This is a genomic window from Amycolatopsis sp. (genome assembly GCF_035276945.1).
Taxonomy (GTDB): domain Bacteria; phylum Actinomycetota; class Actinomycetes; order Mycobacteriales; family Pseudonocardiaceae; genus Amycolatopsis_E.
Map to the genome: position 1 here is coordinate 12,516 of NZ_DATELF010000115.1, position 17,209 is coordinate 29,724.

Genomic DNA, 17,209 nt, shown 5'->3' on the forward strand with positions numbered 1-17,209 from the left:
GCGGGATCGTTCCCCGGGACAAGCAGAGGGCGTGACGGCCTTCGTCACATGCAGGGCGGACGTTGCCGTAGTGGGCCCGTCGGCAGTGCGTGGACACCAGGGCATGGATCCGCGTCAGGCGGGAGCCAGGCAGCTCACCTGCGGATTCGGCAACCTGGACGCGCCCGGGAAGAACGGGGATCACACGTCAGCGGCCAGCCAGAAGAGCGGCGACGCCATGCACCAGGGTGCCCCTGGCCGCCTGCGGGTCCCCCAGGTAGGCGGCGACCATCGCGCCGTCACACAGAGCCACCATCACATCGGCCGACCGCTTGGAGTCGGCCACACGGACCTGACGGAAGGCGTCCTGCAGTACCCGGTGAAACCGCTCCCGGTACGCCAGTACCGCCTGCTGGACCGCACTGTTCCGCTCCGGGTACTCAGCGGCGGCATTGATGAACGGGCATCCGCGGAAACCCGCGCGGCAAATCTCCTCGCCGATACCGCGCGCCACGGTCTCGATGAAAGCCGTAGGACTACCGGCCTTCTCCTTGGCCGCGGCCAGGCCGTCGCGGATGCGTTGATCCGTTGCCTCGAGGTAGGCGCGCACGAGGTCGTCCTTGCCCGCGAAGTGCCGGTAGAAGGTACCCCGGGCGACATCCGCCTCCGCCATGACGCGATCGACACCGACCGCCCGGATGCCCTCGGTGTAGAAGAGCCTGCTCGCCGCGGCCAACAGCCGCTCACGCGCCTCTGACCGACCACCCCGCACCGGCATGTTCTTCACCTTCGACACACCACAAGTATATAGAACGTTCTTTCCACAGCAGCCTGCCGGGCTGCGGCGAGCCGGGCGCCCGTCCGCCGTCCAGCAGGGCAGGTCCTCCGGCTTAGGCGGTCAGCGCCCCCATCGCGCGGTCAATGAGCACGGCGAGGGGAATGGTGCCGTCGCAGGCCGTCCAGGCGTCCGTGGCCGCGTCCGTGCATGCGAGGGCCGAGGCGACGAGCGCGCGGGCACGGGGGTCCTCGGCGGCGGCCGGGTCGGTGCCGAGCCGACGGGAGACCTCCGGCACGAGCAGGCCCTGCCAAGTCTGCCGCCTCTCCCAATGGCGGGCCTTCAAGGACGGGGCCTCACAGAGCATCCGCACGTACGCCAAGGCCTTTTCGGGTTCGTCGGCATTGAACTCGGTGAGGGCGCCGAAGGCGTGGCGCAGCGACTCCCAGGGCCGCTCGTCCGTGGGGCGCTCGGCAAAGCGCCTGGCGATATCGCGACCGAGGTCTTCGAGATCACCGAGAACGACGTCTTCCTTGGTCCCGAAGTACCGAAACAAGGTGGCACGCGACAGTCCCGCCGCGGAGGCGATCTGATCGACGGTCGTCTTGTCGAAGCCCTGCTCGGCGAAGAGGCGGAACGCCACGGCGCTCACCTCGGCCCGCATTGCCTGCCGTGTCCGGTCACGCAGTGTCGAGGGCGCCGCACCGCGTGCAGAAGGTCCCGATGTGTCAGCCATCACGAGAGTCTACACCAAGGCGCAGATTGTGACTGAGTATCAAAATGATGTAGCGTCTCTTGAATAGCCTTCATACCACGTCTGGAGCATCTCCTTGAGCAAGATCTGGTTCGTCACCGGTTCGTCCCGCGGCTTCGGTCGTCACTTCGTCGAGGCGGCCCTGTCCCGCGGCGACCGGGTCGCGGCGACCGCCCGCGACATCGACTCCCTGTCGGAGCTGGTCGCCGCACACGGCGACGCGATCCTGCCGCTGGCCCTGGACGTAACCGACAAGGCCGCAGTCGCCGCAACCGTCAAGCAGGCCCATGAGCACTTCGGGCGCTTGGACGTCGTCGTCAACAACGCCGGCTACGGGCTGTTCGGCGCCGTCGAGGAACTCAGCGAGAAGGAGGTCCGCGACCAGTTCGAGACCAACTTCTTCGGCGCCCTGTGGGTGACCCAGGCAGTCCTGCCATATCTGCGCGCCCAGGGCGGCGGCCACATCGTGCAGATTTCCACCATCGGCGGTGTTGCCTCCTTCCCCACCTTCGGTGGCTACAACGCCTCGAAGTGGGCGCTGGAGGGTCTGAGCGATGCTCTGGCCCAGGAGGTCGCCGAACTCGGGATCAAGGTCACCCTCGTCGAGCCCGGCGGCTTTGCCACGGACTGGGCGGGCTCCTCCGCGGTCCAGGCCGAGCCGCTGGCCGTCTATGACGGGGCACGCGAGGCCGTGGCTGCCGCGTTCGCCGGCGGCACGATCGGTGACCCCGCGGCCGCGGGCCCGGCGCTGCTGAAGATCGTCGACGCCGAGAACCCCCCGCTGCGGGTCTTCTTCGGCACCACCCCCCTCCACGTTGTCCCTCAGATCTACGCCGAGCGGCTCAAGACGTGGGACGAGTGGGCCGAGGTTTCCGCCGGGGCCGAAGGCGCCTCCGCCTGAGCCACGGACACCCGGTGGCCTGGGTCGCGAGCAGGGTGCGCGCCCAGGCCACCGATCTCCCCGCCGGGACCCGCGGATCCAGCGGACCCGGCCGGTCGATGCCTGCCGCCGCCGGCTCCATCGCAAGCACCTGAACCTGCCCTTGCCCGGCACCCAGCTAGGCGTTCGATAAATCTGAACGAAGAGTTCAAATATCTGTCGGTTGCTATTGACTCTGGTCGACCATTTCACTTAGCGTCCTGACCACCCGACGTCGGACAAAGCCGTCGTCCCTTTGGCGGAGACGAGGATTGCATGGCTTCGGTAGTCAAGATTCTCACCGGCATCGAGCGGATGCTGAACGCGTACGCGGACGACCCCTCGGGCCGTTTGCGGTCACCCCGATGCGGGCACTGTCCATGGCCAGCCGGGCGGGCGCCGAAGCGCTGCGCTGGGCCGATCGGATCGGCATGCTGCGGCCGAGCATGCGGGCCGACTTCTGCACGGTGCCGATCGACGACCGCCGCTACGTCGGCACCAACCGGCCGCTGCGGAGCTTCCTCATCATGGGCGGCAGCGGCGACATCGACACCGTCGTGGTGGACGGGCGGATCCTGGTCGAGGACCGTGCCGCCACCTTTGTCGACGAAAAGGCGCTCAACGCCACCTTTCTCGAAGCCGCCATCGGCTTCGCAAGCGCCGTAGGCGCGGACATCCGACCCGTCCAGACCAAGGGAACACCATGCGCATCCTGATCGACACCGACATCCTGGTGCCGGGCCACGACGGCACCCCGCTCGCCGCCAACGTGTGGCGCCCGGACGTACCGGAGCCGGCACCGGTCCTGCTCGCCCGCTCCCCGTACGGCAAGGACGACCTCAACGTCCTGGTCGACGACATCTCGGCCAACGTCCACGCCCTGGTGGAGGCCGGGTACGCCGTGGTCTACCAGTCCTGTCGCGGCACCTTCCGCTCCGAGGGGACGTTCACCCCACACGTCGACGAGGCCGCCGACGGCGCGGCCGCCGTGGCGTGGCTGCGGGAGCAGCCCTGGTGCAACGGCACCGTCGGCATGCTGGGCACCTCCTACGTCGGATTGACGCAGTGGTACGCCGCGGCCACCGGAGTCGAGGGGCTGGCGGCGATCGCGCCACTGACCGCGCCCGCGGACCCCTATCTGGCCCCATGGTACTCGCCGGGCGGGGCGCTGTCGCTGGACTCGCTGCTGACGTGGACCACGCTGATGTCGACCAACGCGGTGATGCGCGACCTCACCCTCGGCAAGGGCGACCCGGCGGAGATCGGAACGGCCGTCGCGCACGTGACCACCCTGCCGGAGGCCTTCGCGTCGACACCGCTGCACGACCACGCCTGGGTGCGGTCCCGGATGCCCGCGCTCGCGGATATCCTGGCCCACCCGACCCGCGACCGGTTCTGGACCGACCTGGCCCCGCTCGCGACCCCCGAGCGGATCAGTGTCCCCGCACTGAACGTCGGCGGCTGGTACGACCTGTTCCTGCCGTCGACCCTGCAGGCCTACCGCACGATGCGTGAGCGCGGTGGCAGCGCCGAGGCCCGCGCCGGGCAGCGCCTGGTGATCGGGCCGTGGGCACACATGGGCGAGCACAGGTCCGGTACGTTCCCGGACCGGGACCACGGCCCGATGGCCGCGTTCCAGTTCGCCGAAATCACCGAAGGGCATGTGGCGTTCTTCGACCGGTGGCTGCGCGGGCGGGCCGACGCGGTCGACGACGACCACCCCGTCCGGATCTTCGTCATGGGCATCGACGAGTGGCGCGACGAGGCGGACTGGCCGCTGCCGGACACCCGCTACACCGACTACCACCTGTCCAGCACCGCCGGGGCGCACACCGCCGCGGGCGACGGGCTGCTGTCGGTCGCCCCGCCGGCCGTCGAGGGACACGACACCTACCTCTACGACCCACACCGCCCCGTGCCCAGCCTCGGCGGGCCGGTCCTGGGCTTGGCCACCGGCACGCACGCGGGGCCACTCGACCAGCGGCCCGTCGAGTCCCGCGACGACGTGCTGTGCTTCACCACCCCGGAACTGACCGCGCCGGTCGAGGTAACCGGCCACGTGGCAGTCAAGCTGTTCGTGTCCTCGTCGGCCGTGGACACCGACTTCACCGGCAAACTCGTCGACGTTCACCCGGACGGCCGGGCGGTCCTGCTCTGCGAAGGCATTTTGCGGGCCCGCTACCGCCGCTCCCTCGCCGAACCCGAGCCGTTGACCCCGGGCGAGGTGACCGAGCTGACCGTGGACCTGGGCGCCACGTCCAACGTGTTCCTGCCCGGGCACCGGATCCGGCTGGAGGTCTCCAGCAGCAACTTCCCCCGCTACGACCGCAACAGCAACACCGGCGGCGTGATCGCCGAAGAACGGCTGGCGGACATGGTGCCGGCCGTGAACGCGGTCCACCACGGTCCGGCGCACCCCAGCCGGCTCGTCCTGCCGCTGATCGAGCGGTAGCGGCTCGTCTGCTTCGGGTTTTCCGGCGCGGCGACCTGGCCCGGTGCGACCATGCGGTTGCACCGGGCCAGGTCGCGTGCTTGGTGCTCGACCACCTCTCCGCGGCGGTCGAGCACCGCGGAGCCTCGGCGGCCCCGGAGGTCTGGGGGGCCGCTTTCGTTGGGCTCACACCGGCGGCGCTGGCACGACCCGGCTGGGGAACGTATGGGCGTTCAGGGCACGTTCGACTCCGGCCGCGTCGGCGCCGGGCGTCTTCAGGACGACCTCCGCCACGTCGAGACCGTCTTCCTGCCGGATCGTCACCTCTGCCGTGATACCTAGAGAACGGAGCTCGGTGAGCACCACCCGGTGCATGGCCTCACGCCGCAGCGCCGGCTTGAAGATCTTTCCGACCGCCGTCAACGGGAGCTCGTCCAGGATGTGGATTTCCTTGGGCGCCGCCGTCGGCTCCCCGACATGGCGGGCGGCGTAGGCGCACAGTTCCTCGGCGTTCACCGTGGCCCCGGTGCGCAGGGTGACGAACGCGACGGGCACCTCACCCGCGTGCCGGTCGGGGCGCCCCACGGCCGCCGAGGTGACGACGTCCGGATGGCCGTCGAGGGCTTGCTCGATGAGGGTGGGGTCGATGTTGTGGCCACCGCGGATGATGACGTCCTTCGCCCGCCCGCGCAGCCACAGGTAGCCGTCGTCGTCCAGGCGGCCCAGATCGCCGGTCTCCAGCCAGCCGTCGAACACCTTGCCCGTGGAGTCGAGCCGGAGCCTTCCGTCCGCCGCGTCACGCACGTATCCGGGGAACACATTGGGCCCCGACACCAGGACGGTGCCGGTGACCCCGGGCGGAAGGTCCTCCACGGGGGTGCCGGCCGAGTCCAGTCGCGCCACCTTGATCCGCTGGTAGGGCATGCGGAGGCCGACCGATCCCGGCCGCCGGTCCCCCCGGGGGGTGTAGGTCGAGCCGCAGGTGCCCTCCGTCATACCCCACCCTTCGCACAGCGGAACCCCAGCGTGCTTTTCGAACGCCGTGCGCACACCGTCCGGAAGGGTGCTGGCTCCGACCAGGACGAGCTCGAGGCTCGAGATGTCGGCGTCCACCGGTACCTCGGTGAGCATGGAGCAGACGGTGGGGACGGCGCTGAACGCGGTGACCCGATAGTGCTCCACGATGCGCCAGAACTGCTGGCGGTAGCGGGCATCCCGGAAGCCGGCCTCGCCGAGGCTCACGACGGGCGCGCCGCTCAGGACCGGGGCCAAGCCGGTGATCAGTATGGCGTTGACGTGGAAGAAGGGCATTCCGCACAGGAGCGTCCCGCCCTGGCGGTACCGGAAGACGAGGGCCATCGCCCAGGCCATGTAGACCTGGTTGCGGTGGGTGTGCGCCGCGAGTTTCGGGGCGCCGGTCGTGCCTCCGGTGTGGATCAGCGCGGCGATGTCCTGCGGACCGGGTCGGTCCTCGCCGGTCAGCCGGTCGGACGGGAGTGCCCTGGCCGCCGTCAGCGGCAGCACCTCCAGCCCGTCCACGGCGGGTAGCCGGTCCTCGCCACCGACGACGAGCAGCGTACGCACCGTCGGCACCGCGGCGGCCACCCGCAATGCCTTCCGCCACAGGTCTGGGTCCTGATCCGGCCCCGGCGCCACCAGGACGCGTGAGGCGGCCCGGCGGAGGATGTCGACCATGTGGTCCTCGGCCAGCTGCGGGTTGACGGGGTTGGCCGTGGCGGCCGCCTGAGCACCCCAGAGCAGTTCGCAGATCTCGGGGACGTTCGGCAGCAGCAGGGAAACGGTGTGGTGGCGCCGCACTCCCTGGCCGGAGAGCAGATTGGCGACCTGGTGGACGCGTTCGAGCAGTTCCCGGTAGGTGATCGTGTGCGGGGCCCGAAAGTCGCCGTGGGTGGGCAGGACATGGAACGCCGGGGCGGCACCGAAGCGCTCGGCGCTGCTGACCAGCAGGTCGTAGGTGCTTGAGGGCAGGTGCCGCTGGTCCAGGGGCACCTCCTCGGCGGCGGCGATGCCGGCGGGCTCCGTAAGCTCGGCAACCGCCTGGCCGGCCCTGGCCCGCCGTTCCCGCTCGGTGGTCCGGTCCTCGACCGCCGGCCCGGCCGGTGTCTCCTCGCGGCAGATGGGACGAACAGAACGAACAGGACTAGTAGGACTAGTAGGACGAGTACTGCCTGTCATGATTCTCCGGTGGTCTCGGACCCTCGGCAGGGTCGACTCGGCGGCGAACACGGGAGGCGTCGGCTGGTCCTGTGCGGCAGGTCCCGGCGAGCGGGAAAGCCCGTTTCAGGCACGGCCCGGTGCAGCGCGGTCACGCTCGCGCGGCGAACACGGCTGCGCGGTGACACCAAGACCCTGACGGCTCTGACCGCCACCGTCGCCATCCCCGGTGACCGGGCCCTGTCCGCGCCGTGCATTCCCATCCTGACCGCCTCCGAGGTCGACGAGCACGTCGCCGGGGCCCTGCGCGGCGCACCGCACCTGACCGGCATCGATGCTGTCGTGGAGGGGCCGGGGGCCGCTCGCCAGAGTGCCGACGATAGGGCCTCGATTAACCCAATTCAATATATTGATTACAGCCGTCGGTTGTGCTGTGATGGCGCTCTCCCGCTTACCACTACCCATGCGAGGAATCGATGAGCCCCAGCGCAGAGGCATCGTCGCTGCAGATCCGCGACGTCGGCGTGTCATTCGACGGAGTCCGGGCGCTCGACGGAGTCACCTTCTCGGTAGACGCCGGAGGTGTCACCGCGGTGATCGGACCCAACGGGGCCGGCAAAACGACGCTGCTCAACTGCGTCAGCGGGCTCTACCGGCACACCGGAGACGTCGTGCTCGGCGGAGCGTCGCTCAGCGGGCTGGCGCCGCATCGGCGGGCGCGCCGCGGACTGGCCCGGACCTTCCAGACACCGGCGCTGGTCGACGAGCTTCCGGTCGTCGACAACGTGATGCTCGGTGCCGCCGCCATGGCGCGGCCGGAGCCGGAACGCCGGCTGCGAGAGCGGGCCCTCGAGCTGATAGCCAGACTCGGGGCGGACGCGGTGCGGGACCAGCCGGCGGGCTCGCTCTCGCACGGTGACCGGCGCCGCGCGGAGATCGCACGTGCGCTGTTGCCCGGCCCGGCGCTGCTGCTTCTGGACGAGCCCGCCGCCGGCCTGGACCACGACGAGGCCATGGGGCTGCTCACCGCCGTCCTGGAGATCTGCGGAACGTGCGTGCTGGTCGAGCACGACGTGGAGCTGGTGATGAAGCTGGCCCGGCACGTCGTGGTGCTGGACACCGGGCGGGTACTGGCCGAGGGTCCGCCCACGCTGGTCGTCCGCGACCAGAAGGTGATCGACGCCTACCTGGGACAGGAGATCCCCGGATGAGCGGCGCACTGCTGGTGGCGGATCTGCGTGCGTGGTACGGCAAGGTCGAGGTGCTGCACGGCGTCGGTCTGACGGCCGAGGCCGGTGAGATCGTCGCGCTCGTCGGGCCCAACGGCGCGGGCAAGACCACCTTCCTGCGCGGCATCTCGCGGACCGTCCACACCACCGGCCGGATCCTCGTGGACGGCACGGACGTCGATCGCCTGGACGCGCCCGCGGTGGCGCGGCTGGGAGTCGGTCATGTGCCGCAGGGCCGGGGTACCTTTCCCGAACTGTCGGTCGGGGAGAACTTGCGGCTCGGCTCGCTGGCCCGGGGCCGCCGGTTCCGTGCCGAGCGCGGCGCCGATCTCGACCGGCTGCTGGAGACCTTCCCGATCCTGCGGGAGTTCCTGAGCCGTCCCGCCGGGGCGTTGTCCGGCGGGCAGCAGCAGATGCTGGCGCTGGCCCGGGCCCTGCTGGGGCGGCCGACGTGGCTGCTGGTGGACGAGCCGTCGCTCGGCCTGGCCCCGTCCACGACACTCGACCTGTTCCGCATGTTCGATGTCCTGCGCTCCGACTGGGGCCTGACGATCCTGCTCGCCGAGCAGAACGCCCGGTTGTCGCTGGAGGTGGCCGACCGAGCCGTCGTGCTGTCGACCGGCCGGGTGACGTTCCAGGGGTCCGCGGCGGAAGTGGCGGCGTCACCGCAACTGCGCGCGGCCTATCTGGGAAAGGAGGCCGCGGCATGATCGAGTTGCTCCAGCAGGTCGTCAACGGGCTGAGCACGGGCTGCGTGTACGCGGCGCTCGCGCTGGCGATCTCGGTGATCTACCAGGGTGCGGGCATCCTCAACTTCGCGCAGGGCGAGATGGCCACGGTCGCGGCGTACTCGGCCTGGTCACTGGACGCGCTCGGCTGGCCGATGTGGGCGGCGCTGCCGGTGGTCTTCGCGGGGGCGGCGGTGCTGGGCGCGGTGATCGAGCGCCTGCTGGTCCGCCCCGTGGAGGGCGCGTCGGTGCTGGCGCTGGTCACCGTGTCGACGGCGCTGCTGCTCGGCATCAACGGCCTGGTGACGGTGCTGTGGGGGACCGACCCGCACAGCCTGGCCGGCCCGTTCGGCACGAAGGCGCTGAGTGCCGGCGAGGTGACGGTTACCTCGCAGCAGCTCGGCGGGGCCGCGACCGTGCTGGTGGTGATGGCCGCGGTCGGGTTGTTCTTCCGCTTCTCCGATGTCGGGCTGCGGATGAAGGCGGTGTCGCAGAATGCGGATTCGGCCGTCCTGCTCGGGATCCGGCCGGGCCGGATGCGCGCCGCGGGATGGGCACTGGCCGCGGTGGTCGGCGCCGTCGCCGGATTCGTGGCGGCACCGGCGACCGGGGTCAACCCGGAGATGATGCAAACGCCGCTGCTGATGGCGTTCGCGGCGGCCGCGCTCGGCGGGTTCGGCAGCCGGGTCGGCGCGGTGGTCGGCGGGCTCGCCCTGGGCGTGCTGACCGCGCTGGCCGCGCGGTACATCCCGGGGCTGAACGGTGACCTGGCGCTGTCGGTGCCGTTCGGTGTCATCTTCCTGGTCCTGCTGCTCCGGCCGCACGGACTGTTCTCCCGGGGATCGGCGGTGCGGGCATGACGACCATGGCGACAATTCCGCGTGCGAAGGCGCTGGCCTGGGCGGCCATGGCCGTCGTGGCCATCGTGGCCCCGTACGTCGTGGACGACTACCAGGTGTTCCAACTCGCCCGCCTGACCACCACGGCCATGGCGGTCGCGAGCCTGGTGCTGCTGACCGGGTGGAGCGGACAGGTCAGCGCCGGGCACGGCGCGTTCTTCGGGGTCGGCGCGTACGCCGCCGCCATCCTGATCGTCAAGGCGGGGCTTCCGTGGCCGGTCGCGGTGGTGCTGGCCACGCTGGTCAGCTTCCTGGCCGGGCTGCTGGCAGGGCTGCCCGCGCTGCGCATCCGGGGCATCAGCCTCGCGCTGATCACCCTGGTGCTGGCCGTGCTACTGCCCCCGCTGGTCGTCCGGTTCGACGGCCTGACCGGCGGCTCGACCGGCATGCCGCTACCACCGGTGCGCACCCCGGCGGGCATCCAGCTGTCGGGTGCGCAGTTCTTCTACCTGGTGACGCTGGCCGTCCTGGCGGCCGTCCTGGTGCTGCTGGCCACCGTGTGCCGAGGCCGCACGGGCCGTTCGCTGGCCGCGTTGCGCGACCAGCCGGTGATGGCGGCCACGGCGGGCGTGCCGACGGCCAAGTTGTCCCTGCTGGTCTTCGGCGCCAGCGGTGCCATCGCCGGGCTCGGTGGAGCGCTGAACGCGCTGGCGATCCAGTCGGTGGTGCCGGACTCCTACACCTTCACCGTGTCGCTGGCGCTTCTGACCGGCGCGGTCGTCGGCGGTATCCGGTCGTGGGCCGGGGCACTGATCGGCGCCGTGTTCGTCGTGTACCTCCCCCAGGTCATCAGCGACTCCGTCGGCGACAGCCTGGCCAGTCACTGGACCCAGGTCGTGTACGCCGTGCTGCTACTCCTCGTTCTCTACCTGGCGCCTCAGGGCCTGGCCGGCCTGGGCACCCGCCTGGCCGCGGTCCGCATCCCCGGCGCCCGCCTCACCTCTACTACTCCCAGGAGACAGTCATGACCATCACCCGCAGGAGCGCCCTCGCCTCCCTCCTGTCCGTCACCCTCGTCGGCGCCCTCGTCGGCGCGTGCGGACGCACCGACGAGACCGCCAACGCGTCCTCCAGCGGAGAGATCGTCGTCGGGGGAAGCTTCCCCATGTCGGGGCCGTACGCCCCGATCTCCGCGGTCAGCAAGGGCGCGGCGGCCTACTTCGCCAAGGTCAACGCCGAGGGCGGCATCAACGGCCGCAAGATCAAGTACGAGGCGTACGACGACGGCTACGACCCCGGCCGCGCCGCCGCCAACATCCGCCGGGGCGTCGACCAGGACAAGGCCCAGGCGTTCCTCACCTTCGGGGTGCCCGGCGAGGTCGTCCGCCCCTACCTCAACCAGAACAAGGTGTTCAACGTCGCCTACTCCGGCTCCACCCAGATGTCGCAGGTCGACCAGTTTCCCTACTCGCACGCCTGGTGGCCGGACCTCACCGCGGAGACCGGGGTCATCGCGCAGTACGTCGGCAAGGAGTTCCCGGCGGCCAAGGTCGGCGTCCTCACCCTCAACAACGACCTGGCCGACGCCGCCGCGGCGGGATTCAAGGCGGGCGGCGTCACCCCGGCGGTCTCCCTGAAGGTGCCGCCCAGCCAGCAGGACAACACCGCCCAGGTGGCGCAGCTGAAGGCGGCCGGGGTGGATGTGCTGTACCTGGCATTGGGCGCGCCCCAGATGGTTCCGACGCTGAAGTACATGGCCCAGATCGGATATCGGCCGAAGACCTTCGTCTACTCGATCACGATCAACCACACCAGCCTGCTCGACCCGCTGACCCCCGCGATCTCCAAGGGCCTCAACGCCGCGCTGTGGCTGGACGACCCGGCCGACCCGCGCTGGGCGAACGACCCCGGAATCCAGGCGTACAAGAAGGACATCGCCACCTACGGCGAGGGCGCCAGCGCCGACGACATGCTGGCGCTCAACGGCTTCGCGGGCGCCGCGGCTCTCGTCTCGGCCATGAAGGCCGCCAAAACCCAGGACGCCGACGGGTACAACACGGCCTGGAACGCGCTGAAGGACGTGCCGGCGCCCGGTCTGATCGGCGGCACCCTGAACGCGGGTCCCGGCGGGCGGCTGGTCTACCGCTACCAGGTGGTGGAGTTCGACGGGTCGAGCTGGCAGAACCGCGGTCCCGTGCAGGACGCTGTCCAGTCGGGGCTGATCAAGTGACCAGCCGCGCCCGTAAGGCTACGCTGGCATGGCCGGAAGCAAGCCGACAGGAGCCATCACACCGTGACCGATCGGGAAGCCGGGCTGAACCCGAGCGACGTCGTTCTGCACGGCCGGTCCAAGGCCGAACGGGTAGCCGACGTCCTGGCGGCACGCATCCAGGAGGACAAGCTCGAGCCCGGCGCCTTCCTGGGCACCAAGTCGCAGCTGCGCGACCAGTTCCGGGTGAGCCCGGCCACCATGGACATGGCCCTGCACCTGCTGATCGACCGGGGCGCGGTGGAGGCGCGGCCGGGTGTGAAGGGCGGCGTCCGGGTCGCCGGGCAGCCGGGCACGGTCAGCCTGGGCCGGGCCCGCTGGCTGCTGCGCGCGTCGGGCACGGACGCCAAGCAGGCGGGCCAGGCGCTCGGGGTGTACTTCGGCCTGCAGCCGCAGATCGTGGCCGCGGCGGTGCACGGGCAGACCGCGCAGGATCGCAAGGCGCTGCGCGCGGTGTGCCATCGACTGCGCAAGGCCAACGGCGACCAGCAGGAGTACTTCGCGGCGCACGAGGCCGCGCACGACGCGCTACTGGAGGCCACGCATGACGATGTCCTCATCTCGGTCGTCCGCAACCTGCTGGCCATCGCCGACCAGGCCACCGAGGGGCAGCGCGCACCAGGCGTCCAACTGCCCGCCGACGAGGACCCCGCAGTCTACGTCGCCGACCGCGCCGAGGTCCACATCCGCATCATCGAGGCCGTACTGCGGCGGGACGTCGAGGATGCCTGGCACGGCCTGCTGCACCACGCCGTCACCCAGGCCGACCTGCCGGCCGACGCCGCGATCCTCTCCGCGGGCTTCCTGGACCTCCAGACGTACTGGCAACGGATGGTGGGCGGACCTCACTAGGAGGTTCGCCCATGGATAAGCCCGTCGAGGTCGCCGACCGCGTGTACGCCTACCCGCAGCACGACGGCAGCTGGTGGGTCAACACCACGGGCTTCGTCGTGGGACGGCGCGACATCGTCGCCATCGACTCCTGCGCCACCCGCGGGCGCACGGAACGATTCCGGGCGGCGATCGCCGGGGTCGCCGACCTGCCGGTGACACGGCTGGTGAACACCCACCACCACGGCGACCACACCTACGGCAACGCGCTGTTCGACGCCACGGTCATCGGTCACGAGAACTGCCGCACGGAAGCGCTCAACGACCGGGCACGTGAGGAGGCCGGCGCGCTCTGGTCGCCCACACCCGACTGGGGTGATCTCCCGGTCGACCCGCCATCGGTGACGTTCTCCCACAGCCTCACCCTGCACGTGGACGATCTGCGGATGGAGCTGATTCATCCCGGAACGCCCGCACACACCAGGGGTGATGTCGTGTGCTGGCTGCCCGAGCAGCGCGTCCTGTTCACCGGCGACCTGGTCTTCAACGGCGGCACGCCGCTGGTGATGCAGGGCTCGGTCACCGGATCGCTCGAAGTCCTGCGGTTCCTGCGCGGCTTTCACGCCGAGATTTTTGTTCCCGGCCACGGTGCCCCCACCACCCCGGACATCCTCGACCTGCACGAGCGCTACTACCGCTTCGTGCTGCGACTGGCCGAGGATGCCCGGGCCCGCGGGCTGACCCCGCTGGAGGCGGCAAGGGAATCCGACCTCGGCGAGTTCAGCGACCTGCTCGACCCGGAACGCATCGTGCTCAACCTGCACCGTGCCTATGCCGACCTGTCCGGCGTAGGCGACGTCGACCTCCGCCAGGCGTTCGCCGACGCGATCGCCTACAACGGCGGACGCCCCCTCCACTGCATCGCGTGAGACTCACCAGAGGACGGACATGCGCTTTGTGACATACGACAACGGCTCGGGCGACGACCGGGTGGGCCTGCTGGACGGCGACACCGTCTACGGGCTGGCCCCTGGCGTCGACCTGCTCGGCCTGCTCGGCGACGACGGCGAGCGACTCCAGCAAGCGGGCGAGTCGGCCCGCCGGGACCCCCACGAGGTGATCGCCGTCGGCGAGATCCGCCTTCTGCCCCCGTTGCCCCGGCCGCCGAGCATCCGCGACTTCATCGCCTACGAACAGCACGTCGAAGGCACCGCGAAACTCGTCGGCAAGAGCGACGTCAATCCGGTCTGGTACGAACAGCCGCTGTTCTACTTCTCGAACCCGCACTCGGTGGTGGGCGCCGGCGACGAGGTCCCGGTCCCCCCGGGGTGCGCCGAGTTCGACTTCGAGTTGGAGGCCGCCGCCGTCGTCGGCCGCTCCGGCACCAACCTGACCCCCGACCAGGCCGAACGGCACATCGCCGGATACCTGGTCATGAACGACTGGTCCGCACGCGACCTGCAGTTCCGCGAGATGCAGTTCGGCCTCGGCCCGGCCAAGGGCAAGGACAGCGCCATCACTCTCGGCCCCGCCCTGGTGACCCCCGATGAACTGGCGCCCTTCCGCGCCGGTACCGCGTTCGACCTCGGCATGCGCGTCCTGCTCAACGGCGTGCCCTTCGGCGAGGACCGGATGACCAACATGGCGTGGAGCTTCGGCGAACTGATCTCCTACGCCTCCCGCGGAACCTGGGTACGCCCCGGCGACATCATCGGCAGCGGAACCATCGGCAACGGTTGTCTCGCCGAGAAATGGGGACGCGAGGGCAGGGGCTGGCCTCCGCTCAAGCCGGGCGACGAAGTGACCATGACGATCGACGAGGTCGGCACGATCAGCAACACCGTCGCCGCCACCACCAGCGACCCGCACCCACTCACCCACCGAATTCCGGCCTGACCCGGCCCGGTGGAGACCGGGGATTCCTCCGCCGGCCGCCAGCCCCTGATGCGACGAACGTTCGACGAACTCATTGACAGATACATGAACGACTCGTTTAAACTTCTGGCACATCGTCGAACCCGGCCCGTACGCCAGCCAAGGAGTCATCGTGCAAGCCCTACTGCCCGAACGAGTGATCGTCACCGGTGGAGCCTCCGGAATCGGGGAGGCCGTCATCCGCGCGTTCGCCGCCGGCGGGGCCGAGGTCGGCATCATCAACCGATCAGAGGACTCCGTGGAGCGGGCACTGAAGAATGGTCTCGCCGACGTCGCCGACCGCGTCCACTGGCGGATCGCCGACGTCGCCGACGAGGCCGCGGTTGTCACCGCGGTCGACGAGCTCTCGACCGAACTCGGCGGTGTCCAGGCTGTGGTGGCGAGCGCGGGCATCGTGGGAGAGTTCGGTGCGAGTCTCGGCGAGGTCACGTCATCCGACTTCCGCCGGGTGCTCGAGGTCAACGTGCTCGGGGTGTTCCACCTCGTGAAGGCGGCGTTGCCGCACCTGGCGCAGCAACCCAATCCCTCGGTCACGATCGTGGGATCCGACTCCGGGTTCGTCGCGGTCCCCGGCATGCTGGCGTACAACGCGTCCAAGGGCGCGCTGGTCCAGCTGACCCGGGCCATGTCGGTCGAGCTGTACGAAGAGCACGGCGTCCGCGTCAACAGCATCTGTCCGTCTATTGTGGATACTCCGATGTCGCGGGGCGCGATGGATGACGAGGGCTTCGAGGGTGCCGACTTCCCGGTGCACTCCCCCGACGACGTCGCCTGGAGCGTGCTGTACCTGAGCGCGGCCAACTCCAGGGCGATCAACGGCGTCAACCTTCTCTCCGACTTCGGATACACGGCACGCTCGTCGTTCCCGGCTTGATCGGGACAGGCGCACGAAGGCCGGCGCGCGCCGCGCGCCGGCTTCAGCGTCGCCCGGACGGTCATCGGCCGCTGGTCTCCACCTGCCTCCCCGGGGCGGCCGCGCAACCTCAACCGCCCGCTGGCCGGGCCTCTTCGGCAATTTTGAGCATCGCCGACAGATCGGTCAGCTTGATCCGCGGACGCTGCGACTCCTGCGCCTTCGCGCACTCGTGCAGGTCGATGGCCTGCCACCCGGCGTAGTCGATGGCCTGCGGCTGCCGGTCCGCAATCAGGTCGCGCAGCGCGTCGCGGCCGTACGCGGGCTCTTTCAGGCGCCCGGCCGCGAAATCGTCCAGCAGCGCATGGACCGTTTCCTCGGCGCATTTCTTGTTGGTGCCGATGACACCCGAGGGCCCGCGCTTGATCCAGCCCGCCGCGTAAACCCCCGGGACCGGCGCTCCACCAGCCTGGTCGACGACGCGACCGCGGTCGTTGGGAAACGTGCCGCGGGCGTCGTCGAACGGCAGCGACGGAATGGCGGCGCCCCGGTAGCCGACGGACTTCAGAACCAGGCCACATTCGACGTGCTCGGTGTCAGCGGTCGGACGCGCTTCGAGCCGTTCGCCATCGGAGTACACCAGTTCGTTACGCGCCACCCGGAGTCCGCGCACCCGGTCATCACCCAGGACCTCCACCGGGGAATTGAGGAACCGCAGGACGATGCGCTTGCCGGCGCCGGTGAGCGGGCGGGCCTTGGGCCGCGTACCAGGACGTGTCAAGCCGGAATTTCGCTGGCCGCCCGCACAGGGCGCGCCCACCGGGTCGATGACCAATCAGAGGGGCTTGACAGCGGTGGGTGACTGGGGCCAACCTGAACAGGCCGCCACTTTGACCGTGGGTCAGATTTGCTTGAGTTGAGCCGCAGCGGGCCCGTCACGCTGCTGCGAGATTCGAAGGTGAGTCATGCTGGCCAAGCGATTGAGTATCGTAAGCCTTTATACCCGCGACTTCGAAGCGTCGGTGAAGTTCTACGAAGGTCTCGGCTGGACTCCCGACGTTTCGCTCGAAGGGTTCGCCGTGATCAACCTCGGCGGCGCACCGCTTGCCATTGCCGTGCTCGACCACCTCGCGGCCGACCTCGGTACGGAGGCCGCGGAACTCGAGGACGGCGGACGGTACGGGCGGTACGTCCCCGGCGTGCTGGTGGACACCGCCGGCGAGGTGGACGGGTTGTTCGAAATCGTCAAGAACGCCGGCGGCCGCATACTCACGAACCCGGCGACCCAGCCCTGGGGCGTCCGCAACTTCTACTTCACCGACCCCGAGGGCAGCCTCTGGGAGGTCGCGCACGTCCCCAACCTGACCTTCGGCGTCCAGGACGCCGCGATCTGGCCCGTCCCGTAGGTCAGCCGGGCTGGAAGGCGCCTGCGGCGTCGGCCCCACCGGCGGCACGCGGGAAGGCAGGTCCGAGCACGTCCGCGCCAGGGACG

17 protein-coding genes are annotated in these 17,209 nt (G+C 70.1%); 13 read left to right on the forward strand and 4 right to left on the reverse strand.

What is annotated here, in order from left to right; all coding sequences use genetic code 11:
* Positions 1–187: 187 nt before the first annotated feature.
* Positions 188–775 carry a TetR/AcrR family transcriptional regulator gene (locus tag VJT49_RS20620; protein ID WP_324166499.1) on the reverse strand — a complete coding sequence of 196 codons (588 nt, stop codon included), beginning with the start codon at positions 773–775 and terminating at the stop codon, positions 188–190.
* Positions 776–869: 94 nt separating this feature from the next.
* Positions 870–1,418: a TetR family transcriptional regulator gene (locus VJT49_RS20625; RefSeq protein WP_324166500.1), complete on the reverse strand. Its 549-nt coding sequence runs from the start codon at positions 1,416–1,418 to the stop codon at positions 870–872.
* 166 nt (positions 1,419–1,584) lie between these two features.
* Here VJT49_RS20625 and VJT49_RS20630 point away from each other — a divergent pair, with 166 nt between their 5' ends.
* The 3 genes from VJT49_RS20630 to VJT49_RS20640 all read left to right on the forward strand — a co-directional run bounded on the left by VJT49_RS20630 (position 1,585) and on the right by VJT49_RS20640 (position 4,879).
* Positions 1,585–2,409, forward strand: a complete 825-nt coding sequence (locus VJT49_RS20630; RefSeq protein WP_324166501.1) for an SDR family oxidoreductase — start codon at positions 1,585–1,587, stop codon at positions 2,407–2,409.
* Positions 2,410–2,792: 383 nt separating this feature from the next.
* The gene (locus VJT49_RS20635; protein ID WP_324166502.1) at positions 2,793–3,143 is read left to right on the forward strand and encodes a hypothetical protein; all 351 of its coding nucleotides are present in this window, start codon (positions 2,793–2,795) and stop codon (positions 3,141–3,143) included.
* Positions 3,131–4,879, forward strand: a complete 1,749-nt coding sequence (locus VJT49_RS20640; RefSeq protein WP_324166503.1) for a CocE/NonD family hydrolase — start codon at positions 3,131–3,133, stop codon at positions 4,877–4,879. Before VJT49_RS20635 ends, VJT49_RS20640 begins: the two co-directional genes overlap by 13 nt.
* A 165-nt stretch (positions 4,880–5,044) precedes the next feature.
* Here the strand turns inward: VJT49_RS20640 and VJT49_RS20645 are convergent, their stop codons facing one another.
* Positions 5,045–7,054 (reverse strand): acyl-CoA synthetase, encoded by a 2,010-nt coding sequence (locus VJT49_RS20645; protein WP_324166504.1) that lies wholly within the window; start codon positions 7,052–7,054, stop codon positions 5,045–5,047.
* A gap of 455 nt (positions 7,055–7,509) precedes the next feature.
* On the opposite strand from VJT49_RS20645, the gene VJT49_RS20650 reads away from it, so the two are divergent.
* The 9 genes from VJT49_RS20650 to VJT49_RS20690 all read left to right on the forward strand — a co-directional run bounded on the left by VJT49_RS20650 (position 7,510) and on the right by VJT49_RS20690 (position 15,738).
* The gene (locus VJT49_RS20650; protein ID WP_324166505.1) at positions 7,510–8,244 is read left to right on the forward strand and encodes an ABC transporter ATP-binding protein; all 735 of its coding nucleotides are present in this window, start codon (positions 7,510–7,512) and stop codon (positions 8,242–8,244) included.
* Positions 8,241–8,972 carry an ABC transporter ATP-binding protein gene (locus VJT49_RS20655; RefSeq protein ID WP_324166506.1) on the forward strand — a complete coding sequence of 244 codons (732 nt, stop codon included), beginning with the start codon at positions 8,241–8,243 and terminating at the stop codon, positions 8,970–8,972. The genes VJT49_RS20650 and VJT49_RS20655 overlap by 4 nt, the downstream gene beginning before the upstream one ends.
* Entirely contained in the window at positions 8,969–9,850 is an 882-nt protein-coding gene (locus VJT49_RS20660; RefSeq protein ID WP_324166508.1) for a branched-chain amino acid ABC transporter permease, read from the forward strand. Before VJT49_RS20655 ends, VJT49_RS20660 begins: the two co-directional genes overlap by 4 nt.
* A complete protein-coding gene (locus tag VJT49_RS20665) occupies positions 9,847–10,857 on the forward strand; it encodes a branched-chain amino acid ABC transporter permease (RefSeq protein WP_324166509.1) in 1,011 nt (336 codons plus the stop codon). The genes VJT49_RS20660 and VJT49_RS20665 overlap by 4 nt, the downstream gene beginning before the upstream one ends.
* Entirely contained in the window at positions 10,854–12,059 is a 1,206-nt protein-coding gene (locus VJT49_RS20670) for an ABC transporter substrate-binding protein (protein WP_324166510.1), read from the forward strand. Before VJT49_RS20665 ends, VJT49_RS20670 begins: the two co-directional genes overlap by 4 nt.
* A 63-nt stretch (positions 12,060–12,122) precedes the next feature.
* Positions 12,123–12,950: a FadR/GntR family transcriptional regulator gene (locus VJT49_RS20675; RefSeq protein WP_324166511.1), complete on the forward strand. Its 828-nt coding sequence runs from the start codon at positions 12,123–12,125 to the stop codon at positions 12,948–12,950.
* Between the two features lie 11 nt (positions 12,951–12,961).
* Positions 12,962–13,858, forward strand: coding sequence for an MBL fold metallo-hydrolase (locus VJT49_RS20680; RefSeq protein WP_324166512.1), 897 nt, complete (start codon positions 12,962–12,964; stop codon positions 13,856–13,858).
* 19 nt (positions 13,859–13,877) lie between these two features.
* Complete coding sequence (locus VJT49_RS20685) at positions 13,878–14,825, forward strand: fumarylacetoacetate hydrolase family protein (RefSeq protein ID WP_324166513.1); 948 nt, start codon at positions 13,878–13,880, stop codon at positions 14,823–14,825.
* Positions 14,826–14,976: 151 nt separating this feature from the next.
* On the forward strand, positions 14,977–15,738 hold the full coding sequence (locus VJT49_RS20690) for an SDR family oxidoreductase (RefSeq protein ID WP_324166514.1): 762 nt from the start codon (positions 14,977–14,979) through the stop codon (positions 15,736–15,738).
* Between the two features lie 109 nt (positions 15,739–15,847).
* Here VJT49_RS20690 and VJT49_RS20695 read toward each other — a convergent pair whose 3' ends face one another.
* Positions 15,848–16,552, reverse strand: a complete 705-nt coding sequence (locus VJT49_RS20695; protein WP_324166515.1) for a hypothetical protein — start codon at positions 16,550–16,552, stop codon at positions 15,848–15,850.
* Positions 16,553–16,682: 130 nt separating this feature from the next.
* Between VJT49_RS20695 and VJT49_RS20700 the strand changes: the two genes are divergently transcribed.
* Positions 16,683–17,123 (forward strand): VOC family protein, encoded by a 441-nt coding sequence (locus VJT49_RS20700; protein WP_324166516.1) that lies wholly within the window; start codon positions 16,683–16,685, stop codon positions 17,121–17,123.
* Positions 17,124–17,209: the final 86 nt, after the last annotated feature.

Bases quoted from the DNA above. Each gene is read 5' to 3' on its own strand.
- VJT49_RS20685 (WP_324166513.1), top strand. From the start codon at position 13,878: ATGCGCTTTGTGACATACGACAACGGCTCGGGCGACGACCGGGTGGGC.
- VJT49_RS20660 (WP_324166508.1), top strand. From the start codon at position 8,969: ATGATCGAGTTGCTCCAGCAGGTCGTCAACGGGCTGAGCACGGGCTGC.
- VJT49_RS20670 (WP_324166510.1), top strand. From the start codon at position 10,854: ATGACCATCACCCGCAGGAGCGCCCTCGCCTCCCTCCTGTCCGTCACC.
- VJT49_RS20650 (WP_324166505.1), top strand. From the start codon at position 7,510: ATGAGCCCCAGCGCAGAGGCATCGTCGCTGCAGATCCGCGACGTCGGC.
- VJT49_RS20700 (WP_324166516.1), top strand. From the start codon at position 16,683: ATGCTGGCCAAGCGATTGAGTATCGTAAGCCTTTATACCCGCGACTTC.
- VJT49_RS20625 (WP_324166500.1), bottom strand. From the start codon at position 1,418: ATGCGGGCCGAGGTGAGCGCCGTGGCGTTCCGCCTCTTCGCCGAGCAG.
- VJT49_RS20655 (WP_324166506.1), top strand. From the start codon at position 8,241: ATGAGCGGCGCACTGCTGGTGGCGGATCTGCGTGCGTGGTACGGCAAG.
- VJT49_RS20635 (WP_324166502.1), top strand. From the start codon at position 2,793: ATGCGGGCACTGTCCATGGCCAGCCGGGCGGGCGCCGAAGCGCTGCGC.
- VJT49_RS20640 (WP_324166503.1), top strand. From the start codon at position 3,131: ATGCGCATCCTGATCGACACCGACATCCTGGTGCCGGGCCACGACGGC.
- VJT49_RS20645 (WP_324166504.1), bottom strand. From the start codon at position 7,054: ATGACAGGCAGTACTCGTCCTACTAGTCCTACTAGTCCTGTTCGTTCT.
- VJT49_RS20680 (WP_324166512.1), top strand. From the start codon at position 12,962: ATGGATAAGCCCGTCGAGGTCGCCGACCGCGTGTACGCCTACCCGCAG.
- VJT49_RS20665 (WP_324166509.1), top strand. From the start codon at position 9,847: ATGACGACCATGGCGACAATTCCGCGTGCGAAGGCGCTGGCCTGGGCG.